The 18,670-nt window shown below is 33.1% G+C and carries 14 protein-coding genes; 8 read left to right on the top strand and 6 right to left on the bottom strand.

Annotated features, from left to right (window positions below; all coding sequences use genetic code 11):
* Position 1 precedes the first annotated feature (1 nt).
* The 3 genes from acnA to P6733_RS15750 form a co-directional block, all read right to left on the bottom strand.
* Positions 2–2,725 carry an aconitate hydratase AcnA gene (gene acnA / locus P6733_RS15760; protein ID WP_306353894.1) on the bottom strand — a complete coding sequence of 908 codons (2,724 nt, stop codon included), beginning with the start codon at positions 2,723–2,725 and terminating at the stop codon, positions 2–4.
* Positions 2,726–2,917: 192 nt separating this feature from the next.
* A complete protein-coding gene (locus tag P6733_RS15755) occupies positions 2,918–4,093 on the bottom strand; it encodes a GlmU family protein (protein ID WP_306353893.1) in 1,176 nt (391 codons plus the stop codon).
* A 153-nt stretch (positions 4,094–4,246) separates the two neighbouring features.
* Positions 4,247–4,498 carry a type B 50S ribosomal protein L31 gene (locus tag P6733_RS15750; RefSeq protein ID WP_306353892.1) on the bottom strand — a complete coding sequence of 84 codons (252 nt, stop codon included), beginning with the start codon at positions 4,496–4,498 and terminating at the stop codon, positions 4,247–4,249.
* Positions 4,499–4,741: 243 nt separating this feature from the next.
* Between P6733_RS15750 and P6733_RS15745 the strand changes: the two genes are divergently transcribed.
* The 5 genes from P6733_RS15745 to P6733_RS15725 are packed head-to-tail and all read left to right on the top strand — an operon-like array spanning position 4,742 to position 10,537.
* Positions 4,742–5,284, top strand: coding sequence for a DUF4199 domain-containing protein (locus P6733_RS15745; RefSeq protein WP_306353891.1), 543 nt, complete (start codon positions 4,742–4,744; stop codon positions 5,282–5,284).
* Between the two features lie 3 nt (positions 5,285–5,287).
* Positions 5,288–6,241 (top strand): glycosyltransferase family 2 protein, encoded by a 954-nt coding sequence (locus P6733_RS15740; RefSeq protein WP_306353890.1) that lies wholly within the window; start codon positions 5,288–5,290, stop codon positions 6,239–6,241.
* A 41-nt stretch (positions 6,242–6,282) separates the two neighbouring features.
* Positions 6,283–8,010, top strand: coding sequence for a phospho-sugar mutase (locus P6733_RS15735; RefSeq protein WP_306353889.1), 1,728 nt, complete (start codon positions 6,283–6,285; stop codon positions 8,008–8,010).
* On the top strand, positions 8,010–9,836 hold the full coding sequence (locus P6733_RS15730; RefSeq protein WP_306353888.1) for an ABC transporter ATP-binding protein: 1,827 nt from the start codon (positions 8,010–8,012) through the stop codon (positions 9,834–9,836). Before P6733_RS15735 ends, P6733_RS15730 begins: the two co-directional genes overlap by 1 nt.
* Positions 9,836–10,537 carry a hypothetical protein gene (locus P6733_RS15725; protein ID WP_306353887.1) on the top strand — a complete coding sequence of 234 codons (702 nt, stop codon included), beginning with the start codon at positions 9,836–9,838 and terminating at the stop codon, positions 10,535–10,537. Before P6733_RS15730 ends, P6733_RS15725 begins: the two co-directional genes overlap by 1 nt.
* Positions 10,538–11,036: 499 nt before the next feature.
* Here the strand turns inward: P6733_RS15725 and P6733_RS15720 are convergent, their stop codons facing one another.
* The 3 genes from P6733_RS15720 to P6733_RS15710 all read right to left on the bottom strand — a co-directional run bounded on the left by P6733_RS15720 (position 11,037) and on the right by P6733_RS15710 (position 16,094).
* Positions 11,037–11,789, bottom strand: coding sequence for a hypothetical protein (locus P6733_RS15720; RefSeq protein ID WP_306353886.1), 753 nt, complete (start codon positions 11,787–11,789; stop codon positions 11,037–11,039).
* 127 nt (positions 11,790–11,916) lie between these two features.
* Complete coding sequence (locus tag P6733_RS15715) at positions 11,917–14,340, bottom strand: TonB-dependent receptor (RefSeq protein WP_306353885.1); 2,424 nt, start codon at positions 14,338–14,340, stop codon at positions 11,917–11,919.
* A gap of 53 nt (positions 14,341–14,393) precedes the next feature.
* Positions 14,394–16,094 carry a M23 family metallopeptidase gene (locus P6733_RS15710; RefSeq protein ID WP_306353884.1) on the bottom strand — a complete coding sequence of 567 codons (1,701 nt, stop codon included), beginning with the start codon at positions 16,092–16,094 and terminating at the stop codon, positions 14,394–14,396.
* A 187-nt stretch (positions 16,095–16,281) separates the two neighbouring features.
* Between P6733_RS15710 and P6733_RS15705 the strand changes: the two genes are divergently transcribed.
* From P6733_RS15705 to rny, 3 genes are all read left to right on the top strand, one after another.
* A complete protein-coding gene (locus P6733_RS15705; RefSeq protein ID WP_306353883.1) occupies positions 16,282–16,572 on the top strand; it encodes a hypothetical protein in 291 nt (96 codons plus the stop codon).
* Positions 16,573–16,580: 8 nt separating this feature from the next.
* Positions 16,581–16,874 (top strand): cell division protein ZapA, encoded by a 294-nt coding sequence (locus tag P6733_RS15700; RefSeq protein ID WP_306353882.1) that lies wholly within the window; start codon positions 16,581–16,583, stop codon positions 16,872–16,874.
* A 207-nt stretch (positions 16,875–17,081) separates the two neighbouring features.
* Positions 17,082–18,647, top strand: a complete 1,566-nt coding sequence (gene rny, locus P6733_RS15695) for a ribonuclease Y (protein ID WP_306353881.1) — start codon at positions 17,082–17,084, stop codon at positions 18,645–18,647.
* The last annotated feature ends 23 nt before the right edge of the window (positions 18,648–18,670 follow it).

Raw genomic sequence — 18,670 nt, 5'->3', positions numbered from 1 at the left:
TTTATTTTAAAAAGCTACGCAATACATATTGTAGAATACCTCCATTTTGATAATATTCAATTTCAATCTCAGCATCTAGTCGAGCTTTTGCAAAAAACTTGATTGCTCCTCCCGAAGCTTTTTGTGCTACTACTTCCATCATTTTAAATGGAGTAAGATGATCTGCAATTCCAGTAATAGAATAAGTTTCTTCACCTGTTAAGCCTAATGATTCTGCTGTTTGCCCTACTGGAAATTCCAAAGGTAAAATTCCCATCTGAACTAAATTACTACGGTGAATACGTTCAAAGCTTTCTGCAATTACTGCTTTGACCCCTAATAGGTTTGTTCCTTTTGCGGCCCAGTCCCTAGAAGATCCACTTCCATATTCTTTTCCAGCCAAAACAATTAGCGGTGTTTTATCTTCTGCATATTTCATTGCCGTTTCATATACAGTTAAGGTTTCATTGGTTGGTAAATAACGAGAGAAACCACCTACTTTATCCGTAATTTTATTTTTAATTCGCACATTTGCAAAGGTTCCGCGCATCATGACTTCATGATTTCCACGACGAGAGCCGTATGAGTTAAAATCTTTTTTCTCTACACCGTGATGGATTAAGTAATCTCCCGCAGCCGTTGCTTCTCCAAAAGAACCCGCCGGCGAAATATGATCGGTAGTTACAGAATCTCCTAAGAATAGCAATACTCGTGCATTATTAATATCACCATTTTTCTGTGGCACTAAATCCAATCCTTGAAAGAATGGCGCTTCCTGAATATAAGTAGAATGATTATCCCATGCATATTGCGTTCCTGTAGGTGCTACAAGCCCTTTCCAAGCATCATCGCCATCAAAAATGACACTGTATACATTTTCAAAATCTTCTCGCTTTACGCATTCTTTAATAACATCATTGATTTCTTCTTGTGTAGGCCAAATATCTTTTAAATATACGGGTTCTCCATTTGGATCATAATCCAGAGGATCGTGCATCAAATCAATATCTACTCGACCTACTAATGCGAATGCTACGACTAACATTGGTGACATTAAGAAATTCATTTTTACCTGAGGATGAACTCGGGCTTCAAAATTTCTATTTCCAGAAAGTACTGAAGCAACAACCATTTCGCTTTTATCAATGGCTTCTGCAATATGCGGTGGCAATGGCCCACTATTCCCAATACAAGAAGTACAGCCGTATCCTACGGTATGGAATCGCAATGCTTCTAAGTCTTCTGATAATCCCGAACGTTCTAAATAATTGGTTACGACCTTTGATCCTGGTGCTAAACTGGTTTTAACCCATGATTTTGTACGTAATCCTCTTTCAATTGCTTTACGAGCCACTAAACCTGCTCCCACCATAACAGCAGGATTCGAAGTATTGGTACAACTGGTAATCGCTGCAATAGCAATACTACCATCGCTCAATATGTATTCTTTATTTTTTATTTTTATGCGTACTGATTTCAGATTGTTTTGTCTCTCAACGATTGTCTCAGTAGGTCCTTCATTTGTACGGTATAAAAATTCCGTCCCAGAACCACCTTCACTTAGCCAAGCATGTTCCTGACGGTTATTGAAAGTAACATAATCTCTTAAAAATTCTTTTTTCAGTACTTCTGTAAACTTTGGACTTAAATCTTTCAATAGAATTTTGTCTTGTGGGCGTTTCGGCCCTGAAACAGTAGGTTCCAAAGTATTTAAGTCTAATTCTAAAATATGAGAGTATTCTATTTCTTCATGCCCAGTACGCCACAATAAATTTTCCTGACAATAGCTTTTCACTAAATCAATCTGTTTTTGTGAACGTGCAGTTTGTTTCATATAACTCAATGTCTGGTCATCGATTGGGAAATAGGTTACCGTGCATCCAAACTCTGGAGACATATTTGAAATTGTAGCTCGGTCAGTTACCGTCAAATGATCTAAACCATTCCCAAAAACCTCTACAAATTTACCGACCACTCCATAGTCTCTCAATAGTTTCGTAATAGTCAAAACCATATCTGTTGCCGTACATCCTTGCGGAATCTTCCCTGTTAACTTTAGCCCTACTACTTGTGGACAAGAAAAATATATTGGCTGTCCAAGCATTGCTGCTTCAGCCTCTATACCTCCAACACCCCATCCTAATACTCCAATACCATTGACCATTGGTGTATGGGAATCCGTACCTACTAAACTATCTGGAAAAACCCATCCATCACGTTCAACAACACCTTTTGCCAAATATTCTAAATTCACCTGATGGCAAATTCCCATTCCCGGTGGTACTACAGTAAAGTTATCTAATTCTTTTTGTGCCCATTTTAAAAGCTTATACCGCTCTGCATTACGTTCGTATTCTAAATCAACATTATTCTTATATGAATAATCTGTTCCAAAATAATCTACTTGAACCGAGTGGTCTATCACTAAATCTACTGGAATAGCAGGATTAATTTTTGATCCATCACCTCCTTTTCGAATCATTTCTGAACGAAGGGAAGCAATATCTACTACAGCTGGTACGCCTGTAAAATCTTGCATTAATACACGGGCTGGTTTAAATGGGATTTCATCATCAGAACCAGCAGCATTCCAATCTGTTAATGTTTCTAAATGTTTGTCTGTAATTGCAAAACCATCATGATTACGAAGTACATTTTCTAATAAAATTCGAATTGAAAAAGGAAGTCGATGAATGTTTTTACCAGATTCTTGAAGTTTTTCTAGAGAAGCTATTTTATTGCTCATAACATAAAAAGTTTAAATTTTTAATGTTCGTTGAATTTACGCAATATCTAAGACTTTTTTCTTAAATATAAACTAAATTACTGATGCTCTAGCCCTTGTATTTACTAGGAAAGGCTTATTTATAATCATTAAAAATACGAAGGGCGCAATTTTATATTTAAAATTGCACCCTTCAAACAAATTGTTATGAATTTATTCTTTTCTCCATTTTTTAGATTCCTCAAAAACATGCTCTAAAATTGCTGCATCTTGTTCGGTGAAATCAATATTTCTACGGCTCATTACTATTTTTGCCGTCTCAAAAGCTTTCTTTGTTAGATAGGTTGTAAACCCAGATGCTCCACCCCAAGAAAAACTTGGCACAAAATTTCTCGGCAATCCACTTCCAAAAATGTTAGTACTTACTCCAATTACTGTTCCTGTATTAAACATAGTATTAATTCCACATTTACTATGATCTCCCATCATTAATCCACAAAACTGCAATCCAGTTTTAGCAAAATTTTCTGTCTCATAGCTCCATAATTTTACTTCTTCGTAATTGTTCTTAAGATTGGAATTGTTTGTATCTGCTCCTAGATTGCACCATTCTCCTAATACAGAATTTCCTAAAAATCCATCGTGCCCTTTATTTGAATAAGAGAACATTACAGAATTACTTACTTCTCCACCTACTCTACATTGTGGTCCTACCGTAGTAGCTCCATATATTTTCGCACCCATTTTCACTACAGCTCCATCACATAATGCAAAGGGTCCACGGATAATACTTCCTTCCATGATTTCTGTGTCTTTACCAATGTAAATAGGACCTGTAGAAGCATTTAGTGTTACAAATTCTAATTTTGCACCTTCTTCAATAAAAATATTTTCTGCTCCTATAACATTAATACTTTTAGGTATCGGTTGTGATTTACGGTCTTCTGTAATTAATTCAAAGTCTTCTCGCAAAGCAGCATCATTTTTGGCAAAAATATCCCAAGTATGTTCAATTCTGATACAGTCTTCAGTATATTCAATTACTTCATAGGTATCAAAATCCACTTCTTCCTGAGTATCTTGTGTATAAAAAGCAATTACTTCTTCTTTATAGAATATCGCTTGGTTTGGTTCTAATCCACTTACTAATTCTGACAATACATTGTTTGGTAAAAAAGAGGCATTAATCATAATATTCTCTTCCATTTCTACCATTGGAAATTTATCCATTAGATATTCTTCCGTTAAAGTAGTGGTGGTGGTACCTAAATGTTTTTCCCATTTTTCACGAATTGTCAAAATTCCTACTCGAATATCAGCAACTGGTCGGGTAAATGTAAAAGGTAACAATGCATTACGCACTGTTCCATCAAAAAGTATATAATTCATGATTTATGATTCAAAAGGTTCACTGCTTAAATGTACTTAAAAAATAATACACCCCAACATTAGAACAAAGATACAAAGTTTACTTAACGTTGAGAAATGCCCATAAAAAAAAGCCTCCCAAATGGAAGGCTTTTTATATATAATAACACTAAATTATTTTGTGAATTTAGAGTATTTGTTTTTGAATTTATCAATACGTCCTGCAGTATCGATTAATTTAGATTTACCAGTGTAAAAAGGGTGAGATGTTCTAGAAATCTCCATTTTGATTACTGGGTACTCAACACCGTCAACAACGATAGTTTCTTTAGTGTCTGCTGTAGATTTAGTAATGAATACATCTTCATTTGACATATCTTTGAATGCTACTAATCTGTAATTCTCTGGGTGAATTCCTTTTTTCATCTGTACTTTTTTTATTTGTCCATTACAATTTGCTTTGAAGCTTTTTCTTTAATGAAAAAGGTGTAAACACATTATAACTTCTTAGTTTATTTTTAATATTAATTTTCAGTTTGCAAATGTACAATTATTTTTGAATAAACAAATCAAACTATATATTTTTTTGAATCACATCAAAAAATGATTTTTATCGTACGATATATAGGGATTTCTTATCTTTGTTGATTAATTAACCAATAATAAAGTATGAAAGAAACTATCTCCCCGTCAAAATCCGCCTTGCAGTTAGGCATCTTATTTGGTGTCATCATGGTACTAGAGTTTGTAATTTCTTATGTATTACATTTAACTCCTACTGATAATCCTTCAGCAGGAATGATAATGAGCATCCTAAACTACTTTGTATTACCAGTCGTATTTATTACTATAGGTTGTATCAATTACAAGAAAAATTTCAACGGTGGATTTATCTCTTTTGGACAATGTTTAAAAATTGGTGTTTCCATTACTGTATTGGCTGCCTTAATTTATTCTATTTTCTATATTATTTTCATTCAAATCTTTCCTGATTTCTTAGATTCTTCTATGGCAGATGTTAAGACTGTGATGTTGAAAAATAATCCAGAAATGACAAAGGATCAGATTGAAACGGCTATATCGGTAACTCGAAAATTCATGAGTCCATGGATTCTTGCTCCATCAACGATGGCTATTTACGCTTTTATTGGGTTAATCTTTTCTCTAATCGTAGGTGCATTTGTTAAAAATGACAAACCTACTGGCTATTAATACATGAATCTATCAATCATCATACCTCTTCTTAACGAAGAAGAATCGCTTAAAGAATTACATCAATGGATTGCAAAGGTTATGCAAGACCATAATTTCAGTTATGAAATACTTTTTATTGATGATGGTAGTACAGACAGCTCTTGGTCGATTATTGAGCATCTTGCGGAACAACATCCTGAGGTAAAAGGAATTCGTTTTTTAAAAAATTACGGCAAATCACAAGCATTACACGCCGGTTTTGCAAAAGCAGAGGCTGATGTTATTATTACAATGGATGCCGATTTACAGGATAATCCAGAGGAAATACCTGAATTGTACAATATGATTATAAATCAAGGGTATGATTTGGTTTCTGGATGGAAGAAGAAACGTTATGATTCTGTTCTTTCTAAAAATTTACCATCCAAATTATTCAACTATGCTGCTCGTAAAACATCGGGTGTGCAATTGAATGATTTTAATTGCGGATTAAAGGCTTACAAAAATACTGTTGTAAAAAACATTGAAGTATCTGGTGAAATGCATCGTTATATTCCTGTTTTAGCAAAAAATGCTGGCTTTGGAAAAATTGGCGAAAAGGTTGTAAAACATCAGGCCAGAAAATATGGTTCTACTAAATTTGGTATGGATCGTTTTGTAAATGGTTTTCTAGATTTAATCACCATCTGGTTTTTATCTCGTTTTGGTAAAAGACCGATGCATCTATTTGGAGCACTTGGCTCTGTTATGTTTGTAATCGGATTTTTAGCCGCTGGTTACATTGGTATTAATAAACTTTACAGATTATATCATGGATTGCGTACTGTACTAGTAACAGAGAATCCTTGGTTTTATATTTCATTGACAACCATGATTATTGGTACCCAACTATTTTTAGCTGGATTCTTAGGTGAAATTATTCTACGAACAAAAAATAATAATGATCGTTACAAAGTATCAAATACGATAGAGTAATTTAATGATCCTTGTTACACTTTTAAATTTTTGAAAAAGAAATGAAAATTGAACAAAATATATTAGACAAAGTAAATGAATGGTTAACGCCTACATTTGACAATACAACGCAAGAGGCTATTAAAAAAATGATGACTTCTTCTCCTGCTGAACTAAATGAAAGTTTTTACAAAAATCTTGAATTTGGAACAGGTGGAATGCGTGGTATTATGGGACCGGGAACTAATCGTATCAATAAATATACCTTAGGTAAAAACACTCAAGGCCTTTCTGATTATTTACATCAGTCTTTTCCTGGAGAAAAAATAAAAGTAGCCATTGCATATGATTGCCGCCATAACAGTGATACCTTGGCAAAAACGGTTGCTGATGTTTTCTCTGCTAATGGTATTGAAGTTTACTTATTCTCTGAAATGAGACCTACTCCAGAATTATCTTTTGCAGTAAAGTACTTGAACTGTCATGCAGGTATTGTACTTACAGCCTCTCATAATCCACCAGAATATAATGGATATAAAGCATATTGGCAAGATGGAGGACAATTAGTTCCACCTCAGGATGCTGAGATTATCCAAGTGATTGAGCAATTAAATTACGATCAAATCAAATTTGAAGCAAATAGTAAATTGATTCATTTTGTCGATAAAAAAATAGATGAAGCTTTTATAAAATCTTCAATCAAAAATGCAAGTTTTAATACGCCTGCGAAAGCGAAGGAAGATTTAAAAATTGTTTTTACTTCTTTACATGGAACTTCAATTAAATTAATTCCTGATACATTAGAACAAGCTGGATATAGTGATTTACATATTGTACCTGAACAGGCTATCCCGAATGGAGATTTCCCAACAGTAAAGTCCCCCAATCCTGAAGAACCAGAAGCTTTGACAATGGCTCTAGCTTTAGCTAATAAAATTAATGCTGATATTGTTGTTGGTACAGATCCAGACTCTGATCGTTTGGGTGTTGCCGTACGCAATACCGCTCATGAAATGATTTTGTTAAATGGTAACCAAACTATGGTTCTAATGACGCATTTCTTATTAGAACAATGGAAAAAGGAAAACAAAATAAAAGGTAAAGAATTTATTGGTTCAACAATAGTTTCTACTCCAATGATGATGGAATTGGCTACAGCCTACAATGTAGAATGTAAAATCGGTTTAACAGGATTCAAATGGATTGCTAAAATGATCCATGATTTTCCTGAATTAAAATTCATTGGTGGCGGAGAAGAAAGTTTTGGCTTCATGGTTGGTGATGCCGTTCGTGATAAAGATGCCGTTGCTGCTACTTTATTAGTTTGTGAAATTGCTGCTCAGGCAAAAGCAAAAGGAAGTTCTTTATACCAAGAATTATTAAAACTATATGTAGAATTTGGTTTTTACAAAGAATATCTAGTGGCTTTAGTTCGTAAAGGTATTGAAGGAGCGAATGAGATTAAACAGACTATGATTGACCTCCGTGAAAATCCATTAACAACAATTAGCGGTTTACGTGTTGTTATGGTGGAAGATTACCAATCTTCTATTGCTAAAAATATGTTTACCAATGAGGAAGAAACGTTACACATCCCAAAATCGAATGTTTTAATCTACTATCTTGAAGATGGAACTAAAATTGCTGCCCGCCCTAGCGGAACAGAACCAAAGATTAAATTCTATGTTAGTGTCAATGATCGTTTAGATCGTATTGAAGATGCTGAAGCGGTAGAGAAAAAATTAGACCAAAAAATACAAAATATCATTGCTGATCTCAAAATAAACTAATGAGTAATTTTAAAAAAATATTTCCTTTTATAATACCTTATAAAAGATATGCTTACCTAAACATTTTCTTTAATGTTCTGTATGCTTTATTCAGTACACTTTCTTTCATTGCATTGATTCCGATGATTCAAGTTTTATTTGATCAAACGAAAAGAAATACGGTTAAGCCAGTGTATGAAGGAATAACGCATATTAAAGAATATGCTGAAAATTACCTTAGTTATTACATTACTCAGACAACGGATAGTCACAGTCATAGCTATACCTTATCCATAATGGTTGCCGTAATTATTTCAATATTCTTATTGAAAAATTTAGCCGATTATTTTGCTATGTTCTTTATTACATTTTTGAGAAATGGAGTTTTAAGAGACATGCGAAATGCAATGTATAAAAAGACACTTGAATTGCCTTTATCCTTTTTCTCTGAAAAAAGAAAAGGAGATGTTATTGCTCGTATTTCGGGAGATGTGAATGAGGTGCAGAATTCTTTTCTAGCAATTTTGGAACTTATTGTTAAAGAGCCTTTAACGATCGTTTTCACCATTACTACCATGTTTATTATTAGTGTAAAACTAACGCTCTTTGTATTTATTTTCATCCCTATTTCTGGATACATTATCTCTTTAATAGGAAAGCAATTGAAAAAACAATCTACAAAAGCTCAAGAAGAACAAGGAATATTCCTCTCGACTATAGAAGAAACGTTAGGTGGATTGAAAGTCGTAAAAGGGTATAATTCTGAAAATTATTTCAATACTGTTTTCCAGAATTCTACAAAACGCTTTTTCTCATTGTCAAACAGTATTGGTAACCGACAAAATTTAGCTTCTCCAGCAAGTGAATTTATGGGTATCATGGTCATTGCTATACTTTTATGGTATGGAGGACAAATGGTATTGGATGGACATACATTGACTGGTGCAGCTTTTATTGCCTACATGGGATTGGCTTACAACATCCTTACTCCTGCAAAAGCAATATCAAAAGCATCTTATGGTGTAAAAAGAGGTAACGCAGCTGCAGAAAGAGTACTAGAAATTCTAGATCAGGAAAATACAATTACCAATAAAATTGATGCAATTTATAAAGATCAATTTGAAGATAAAATCACGATAGAAAACATCAATTTCCGTTATGAAGACGAAAATGTCTTAAAAGATTTCTCTTTAGAAGTTAAAAAAGGACAAACGGTTGCCTTAGTAGGACAATCTGGAAGTGGAAAAAGTACCATTGCAAATTTACTAACGCGTTTTTATGATGTTCAAGAAGGTAATATTTGCATTGATGGGATTAATATCAAAGATTTAGATATTCACTCATTACGAAGCTTAATGGGCTTAGTAACACAGGACTCTATCTTATTTAATGATACTATTCGAAATAATATTTCTTTAGGAAAAGAAAATGCAACAGAAGCGGAAATTATGGAAGCTTTAAAAATTGCAAATGCTTATGAGTTCGTAAAAGACTTACCTTTAGGAATCGATACGAACATTGGTGATAGTGGTAATAAATTATCTGGTGGACAAAAACAACGTTTGAGTATTGCTCGTGCTGTACTAAAGAATCCACCAATCATGATTTTAGATGAGGCTACTTCTGCATTGGATACGGAAAGTGAAAGATTAGTACAGATTGCTTTAGAGAATATGATGCAAAACAGAACGTCTATCGTGATTGCACACCGTCTTTCTACAATTCAGAAAGCAGATGTAATTGTAGTAATGCAAAAAGGAAAAATTGTAGAACAAGGCAGTCACGCTGAACTTATCAATAAGCAAGGTGTTTACAGTAAACTAATATCAATGCAATCATTTGAGTAATGTATGTAACCAATAAACAAATCAATATTCCAGAGGATCCAAATACAATCGTTTGGAAATATCTTGATTTGTCTAAATTTTTGGATTTACTATTACACAAAAAACTATTCATGTCTCGATCGGATAAATTTGAAGATCAGTATGAAGGTACATTTAGCGAGCCAACATTTGAAGAGATTAAAAAAATATCAGAGAACAATCCTGATTTCCTCGATTTTTATAAAATGCAACGCAAGAATGTTGTCATCAGTAGTTGGCACATTAATGAGTATGAATCTTTTGCCATGTGGCAAATATTCACTCAAAATAACGAAGGGCTCGCTATACAATCTACTTTAGGTCGTATACAAAAGGCTTTACATTTAGAGCGACAATACGAACAACACATTGGAGAGGTAAACTATATTGACTACAAAAAAGAGCTCATTCCATTTGAAAATGCCTTTTTCCCGTTTTTATTCAAACGTAAAAGCTTTCAATACGAAAGAGAAATGAGAATCATCACCGATGTCACTTCACAAGGTATAACAATTAATGAGGGCTTGAAAATTCAAGTAGACATTAATCAATTAATTGAGAAAATATACATTCATCCAAAATCAGAGAATTGGTATAAGATTTTGGTTATTGAATTAATGAAGCGACTCGACTTAAACTTCACTATTGAAAAGTCCGATTTGGAAAGCGATATACTAATTTAAACTACGCTTGTGTTAAAGTTTTCCTATGGAATGAAAAAACACCACCAATCAAATAAAAATAATGAATTATTATTATAATTTTGATTCGTGAATGGAATTATTCGCACTCGTTTTTCCAAAAAACAAAAACAATCAACTTGTAGCCCAATAAAAACTGATTTTAACCTTGAAAAAAATTACCCAAAAGATGTTTAAAAAACAGAATTACAAGTATTTAGTTTTACTACTACTTCTTTTAGTTACTAGTACTGCTCTAATTTATAGTTTCAATGAAGACTATAACCTTACATTTTATGTAGATAACGTAAAAGTGATTTACAACATTGGTTTGAAAAGCGTCCTTTTTAAAGGAATTAATTTCTAAAATTAGCTTTACAAATCTCAAAATAATAAAGCTCTAATAGGCTTTACTCAACTTAGCAACTTTAATAAACAGTATAAAAAAAAGCATTATCAAATTGATAATGCTTTTTTTTATATTTTATATCTACAAGAAGAATTACTCTACATTCTCCAATGGATCGTATTTTTCAATCTTCCATTGTTTATCTCCTAAATCTACATAGTGATAATGAACTAAATCATTCTTATCAAATTCACCATTTTTATTCGTATCCTCAATTGTACGGAAATACAATCTATTGGTTGCTTCAATAACGTTCCAGTCAATTAACTCATGGTATTCTGGTGACAGTTTAGTGAATTTCAATCCGCTAATATCACTAATATAAAGTGACTTCACATCGTTTGCATTCAATTTACCGTCGCGATTAGTATCTTTATCAACAATAGAATATACTAATATCTGACGTTTACTTTTATCAGAGATTGTATTTAAGAATGTCGCAGTCTGAATTAAGATTGGCAATTCATTTGAAAGTGATCTGATTTTAGTAGAATCAACATGCTGAAACTTTAAATCATGTAAAAATCCAGTAAGTTCAAAACGATTGTAATTTGAAATAGAAAAACTCACAGGTGCATTATAATCTGATGAGGATCCGAATACTTTTTTTGATCTCCCTTCATACAACCTTACATCTCCAATAGGATAAATCAAATATTTCGTCCCTTCCATATTAATTGGAAGATCCGCTATCTTAATTTGAGAAGAATCAATTTTCACATTATTTACAGCCGTAATAGTCTTAGTACTATCTTCATAAATCACTTTTGGCTTTTCCTGATCTTTCTTACAGCTCGTAAGTGACAGAACCGAAATAGCAATACAGAGTATATTTATTTTTTTCATTTCTAACAATGTTGTTTCTTTTTTAAACTAAATAGCAATTCAAATATATGAAAATTTGAGTTAGCCCTTTTGATAGCGCTCAATATTTGCAAAAGTTTATCTTTTTGAACCTTGTATAAGTTTACTATTATAGCTTTGCAATCAATTTTACACTTAGAACTCTTGTCGTTAAATAATTCGGTATTCCGTATTGATTTTTGGTATATACATCACGTACCCAAGTATTCGTAATTGCGTTTTGATTATTAAAAAGATTGAAAATTTCAATTCCTAATGACAAATCTTTAAATGGTTTTAGCCAGTGTCCTTGTTCAAATTTCTTCTTACCATCTGTAAACACATAGGAAAGACCCAAATCTGCACGACGGTAGTCACGCAAACGACTTTGATACACATATGGATCAGCATAGGATGGTGAACCACCTGGCAATCCTGAATTATAAACTAAATTAAGGTACATTTTTAAACTTGGAATATTAGGTACATAATCCTGGAATAAGATTCCTACTTTCACACGCTGATCTGTTGGCCTTGCAATAAAACCTTGATGTTTAATATTCTCTTCGGTTTTCATGATTCCCAAACTGAACCAAGATTCTGTACCAGGAACAAACTCTCCGTTTAATCTCATATCAAATCCTGCCGCATAGGCCGTTGCATCGTTTGTTGCTCTATATCGAATTCTAACGTTTTCTAAGGTATAGGGATTCACATCGCTCATGTTTTTATAATAGGCCTCTGTAACCAGTTTAAATGGTCGTCCCCACATCTTAAAACTATAGTCATTACTCAACACCACATGAATAGATCGTTGTGCTTTAACATCCGGACGAACCATTCCTAATGAATCTCTCAATTCACGATAAGAAGGTGGCTGATAATAAAAACCTCCAGAAAGCCTAAACACCATATCTTCATCCCAATCTGGTTTGATTGCAAACTGCGCTCTTGGACTTACTGTAACTTGGCTTTTTCCATCAATATTATCACCGTCAACCTGCCATTGATGTACACGTACTCCAGCATTATACCATACTTCATGATTCCCCCAATTGCTTCTCTTGTTCCATTGAGCATATCCTGACAACCTATTGATTGTGGTAAAATTTTTAGCTCTAACATTCTGATAAGGAACTAATGGCCCCATATAAGGATTGTAAGGTTGATCATGTGGAATATCAATAATTGGCGGAGTAATTGAAAATCCTGACGAATCTATCACTTCCCACTCTACTACTCTATCACGAATGTCTTCTCTTGTATATTTTGCGCCCCATTCAATTTGATTTCCATCAAATTTGTGGAATCCTTTTACTTCAGCATTTACAATTAATGCATCTAGATTGTTACGGGCATGATTAAGCTGTGACCCAATTCCTCTAGAATAGGTAACATCACCAAAGGTTTCAGATCCAATATTACTATCTACTTCTCCTAAACGATATTGTGCTAGTATATCAAAATATTCTTGTTCTGTAGCATGGTAAGCCGATCCGATAAATTTCAAGGTGAAATTATCGTTTACCTCATAAGAAGATTTAATTGCTCCAAAAAAAGTATCATATTGATCTTTCTCTTGTCCTTCATAAAAAACCTGTAAAGCTATAGGCTCATCGATTGTTCCAAAATTAGTCTGACGTGTTAATGGTTGGAATTTATATCGGTTTGCAGAAATATTCCCTAAGAAACTCCATTGCCATTTCGAAGAAGCATTATAGGTAATATAGGTTTGAATATCTGCAAATGTAGGTCTGAAATTTGATTGTGTTTCCTGACTGTTTACTAGCAAACTATTGTCACGGTATCTTGCTCCAACTATAGCAGTCCATTTCTGATCTTTAGAAACACCTTCTACAGAAAGGCTTCCTCCAAGAAAGCTTGCTTCTAGTGATGCTCCAAATTTTGTTGGACGTCTATAAGTAATATCTAAAACAGAGGAAAGTTTATCCCCATATTTTGCCTGGAATCCTCCTGCAGAAAAATCTACATTTTGTACTAAATCTGTATTTGTAAAACTTAATCCTTCTTGTTGTCCTGAACGAATTAAAAAAGGCCTGTATATTTCTATTTCGTTTACATATACTAAGTTTTCATCATAGTTTCCTCCGCGTACTGCATACTGTGTACTCAACTCATTATTAGAATAAACTCCAGGTAATGTTTTAAGAATATTCTCTACTCCAGCATTAGCTCCTGGAATTAATCGAATCGTTTGTGGTTCTATCGACACTACACCTTCTACCCTTTTTCTATTATTTGCTGTAACTAAGATTTCTCCTATTTGCTCAACATTCTGATTTAATACAATATTAAACTCATAATCTTCATTGGTTTTCAATTCCAATGTAACCGATGATTTTTTATGGGCAACATGCGAAAAGATCAATGTTACTTTTTCATTCGCTGGAATGGTTAACGAGTAGAATCCATTCTCATTTGTTGTTGTTCCTAGTTTTTTATAGCTAACGCTCACACCTTCTACGGCTTGATTGTTCTCATTTAAAATAATTCCTTTAATCCTTGCTGTTTGTGCAAAAGCAGACAAACTCATTAAAAAAATTATAACCGTAAATAAATTGTATTTAGTCTTCAAATGCTTAATTATTATTGGGTTGGTGCTGTTCTAAAAAAATGCGTTTCAAAGGTAGTAGAATTCCCCACATTATCTGTTACGATAACTTTTAATTCATTTTTACCATCGGTAACTATATTATCTGCAAAATCATGAACTATTCTTTTTGTTTTATAATCATATTCGAACAATATCCATTTACCGTTTAAATATCCATTATAATCTCCTATTCCAGTCAATGAATCGCTAATTTCTAAAATTATATTCTTCTGATTACTCAGCCATTTTCCTTCACTAAAATTCACTGCTGATATTTTTGGAGCAATCGTATCTTTTGCTAATTTGAAATCTCCTAAATTTCTTGTTCTAGTAGACAACATATTCCCTTTTCTTGAAGTTGAATTATACCCTATTTTTTTCCCTTGTACCGAAGCAATAAACGTTTTTAAACGTTCCGATTCTGGCAAACTTGGTTCATCAAAAGATATAGTCAACATACTATGAACTGCTGTATTAGTATCCTGAAGATGCAAAACACCATCATTAACATCAAAATCCAAGTATAAATCTTCATAAAATGTATTAGCGGGTAAGAATACGGAAACGTTATCTTTTTTATAATTATGATCGTTTTTAGCCTTTACAAAATAAGGAGTTGTCTTTTGCTCTTTTCTTGCAGCTACCTCTTGTTGTTCATATTGAATCGGTACATTAACTATGGTTTTATTTCCATTAAAATCAGAAACCTCGATTCGGTAATTCATCGTTAAATTTGGTTCAACGTTAATAATTCCATTTTCTGCTTTAGTTTTTATCGCACTAAAATTATAAGGCGTTTTCATAAAAAGCTTTTGAAATCTTTGATCCATCTTTTTATAACGAGGGTAATCTATTAGAGCATTTATATATCGACCTTCGTCAAAAGCAAACTTTTCAAATTGGTATTCAAAATAAGAATTTCCATTTAGAAAGGTTTCTACTTTATAAACACCATTCTTATTGAAACTTCCATTGGACATATCGTATGCATTAATCCCAAAACCAATTTTACCCATGGCCACAACTTTTGAGGCTAAATAAGATCCATCTTTTTGCAATGACAAACTTACCATGGAAGGGTTTGATAATTGATTCACCACAGCACTATCTCCAACTGGATAAGCTATCAATCCTGTTATTGTAGGTTTTTTAGTGTCGGCAATCTCCGCATCGAAGCCAAAAAACAATGGATTAATTATTTTTTCTGTTTTAGTATCTCTAAATTCAAAATGTAGATGAGGAGCACCTGAACCACCTGAATTACCACTAAAAGCAATAATATCTCCTTTTTTAATTACGAATTCTTTTGCAGTAGGAAACATTTCTACTTCAAAAGACTTTTGAGCATATTGTTTTTTCTTGATGTATTCTTCAATTGCAGGTGAAGCTTTTTGCAAATGACCATATACCGTTGTATAACCATTTGGGTGGGTTATATAAATCGCTTTACCGTATCCCCAAGTTGATATTTTAATTCTTGAAACGTAACCATCTGCCGCCGCATATACGTTTAATCCCTCACGTTGTTGTGTTTTAAAATCTAATCCGGAATGAAAGTGATTACTTCTAAGCTCCCCAAAGGAACCCGAAACTTGTAACGGAATATCGAGAGGAGAACGAAAATAGTCTCTAGGATATTGATTTTGAGAGAAAAGAGCTGTGGAAAACAGTAGTAAAAAGGTAAACAACTTCATAATTAAGATTTGTGCTAATTTAAAAAAAATTAAATTAAATGGTAATAAATCTGCTAATCTTATAACTTGCTATTAAACAAAATATTACAATATCGCACAATATAAAGCATAAAATTTAATGAAAAGTATTGCAATAGTTAAATAGTAATATTAACTTTGTAAAGTTAAGTAATGAATGTTGAAAACAATGAGTGAAATAACAGATATAGTTGATTCTCTTGAAAATAAAATTCAAAAACTTTTCCAGAAAATGGAAGGTTTGGAAAAAAGTAATCAAGAATTACAATCAGAATTGACAAAATCTCTTACTGTCATACGCAATCAGTCGGAACAGATTGAGCAAATGAAACAGCAGTATGACACTCTAAAAATAGCCAACTCATTACTCGGTAGTGACGACAACAAACGAGATACAAAACTCAAGATAAATTCATTAATTCGTGAAATTGATTACTGTATAGCACAACTTTCTGATTAGAAAGAATTATGGATGATAAGCTTAAAATAAAAATATCGATTGCAGACAGAGTTTACCCACTAAACGTGGATTTTTCTCAGGAAGAAGGGCTACGTAGCGCTTCAAAGAAAATAGATATTATGATTAAGCAATTTGAAGAAAATTATGCTGTACGTGACAAGCAGGATGTATTGGCAATGTGTGCCTTACAGTTCGCCTCACAATTAGAACAGAAACAGATTGATAATTCGACCATTAGTCAAGAAACGACTGATCGGCTTAAAAAAATTAATGATCTATTAGTTCAATATCTCAATAAATAAAACGTTCTTTACATAGACTAAAACACTGCCTACATTAGTTCATTTTTGGTAAACTCAACACTAACAAATTAAAGTGAGTGAATCTTCGCTTCTAAAGCATGCTGCCTCGAGCAGAAACTTGATAAAGTGAGTTAGCTCAAAACTTGTCTTTACGAGTTTATACAATATCTCTAATGTAGGCTTTTTTATATATAAACTCAAACAAACATGGACAGTACATTAATAATAATTATTGCTAGTATCGCGGGGATACTCATCGGTTTTATAATTGCAAAAATCATTGAAAAAAGCAATGTTTCTAATTTAATAAAAAACGCTAAAAAAGAAGCCGCATCAATTTTAAAAGACGCAAAATCAGAAGCTGAAACAGCAAAAAAAGATAAAATACTACAAGCTAAAGAAAAGTTCATTGAATTAAAATCTGAACACGAACAAGTAATACTTTCAAGAGATAAAAAAATTGCTGAAGCAGAAAAAAGAACACGTGATAAAGAATCACAAATTTCGAGTGAATTAGCAAAAGCTAAAAAGATAAATGACGAAGTTGAAACTAAAATCACGGACTATAATACACGTTTAGAAGTATTAGAGAAAAAAACCGTTGAAATTGAAAAGCTACATAAAAGTCAAGTAGAGCAATTAGAAGTTATCTCTGGTTTATCTGCAGATGAAGCAAAAAATCAATTAGTGGATAGCCTTAAAGCTGAAGCGAAGAGTAATGCTATGTCTTATATTCAAGATACTCTTGAAGAGGCTAAGTTAACAGCGCAACAAGAAGCTAAAAAAATCATCATTAACACAATCCAACGTGTTGGTACGGAAGAAGCTGTTGAAAACTGTGTATCAGTATTCAATATTGAATCTGACGATGTAAAAGGAAGAATCATTGGTAGAGAAGGTAGAAACATTAGAGCTATTGAAGCTGCAACAGGAGTTGAAATCATTGTTGATGATACCCCAGAAGCTATTATCTTATCTTGTTTTGACCCTGTAAGAAGAGAAATTGCAAGACTTGCATTACACAAATTAGTTACTGATGGTCGTATTCACCCTGCAAGAATTGAAGAAGTTGTAGCAAAAACAGCTAAACAAATTGATGATGAAATCATTGAAGTTGGTAAACGTACAGTAATCGACTTAGGTATTCACGGTTTACACCCAGAATTAATCAAAGTTGTAGGTAGAATGAAATACCGTTCATCTTACGGACAAAACTTATTACAACACTCTAGAGAGGTTGCTAAGCTTTGTGGTATTATGGCTGCTGAATTAGGACTAAACGTTAAATTAGCGAAAAGAGCTGGTTTATTACATGATATTGGTAAAGTACCAGATACTGAAAGTGATCTACCACACGCTATCCTAGGAATGCAATGGGCAGAAAAATATGGTGAGAAAGAAGAAGTTTGTAATGCTATTGGAGCACACCACGATGAAATTGAAATGAAATCATTACTTTCTCCTATTGTTCAAGTATGTGATGCTATTTCTGGAGCAAGACCAGGAGCAAGAAGGCAAGTATTGGATTCTTATATCCAACGTTTGAAAGACCTTGAAGAAATCGCATTTGGATTCACAGGTGTTAAAAATGCTTATGCTATTCAAGCAGGTAGAGAATTACGTGTAATTGTAGAAAGCGAAAAAGTAAGTGATGAATTAGCAGCAAGCTTATCATTTGACATCTCTCAAAAGATTCAAACTGAAATGACTTACCCAGGACAAGTAAAAGTAACTGTAATCAGAGAAACAAGAGCTGTAAATATTGCCAAATAATATACAGCGAAACATATCATATA

It is taken from the genome of Flavobacterium aerium (genome assembly GCF_030766725.1).
Lineage (GTDB): Bacteria > Bacteroidota > Bacteroidia > Flavobacteriales > Flavobacteriaceae > Flavobacterium > Flavobacterium aerium.
Note: the sequence above shows the minus strand (reverse complement) of the source record. Positions and strands in the feature narration are given on the sequence as shown.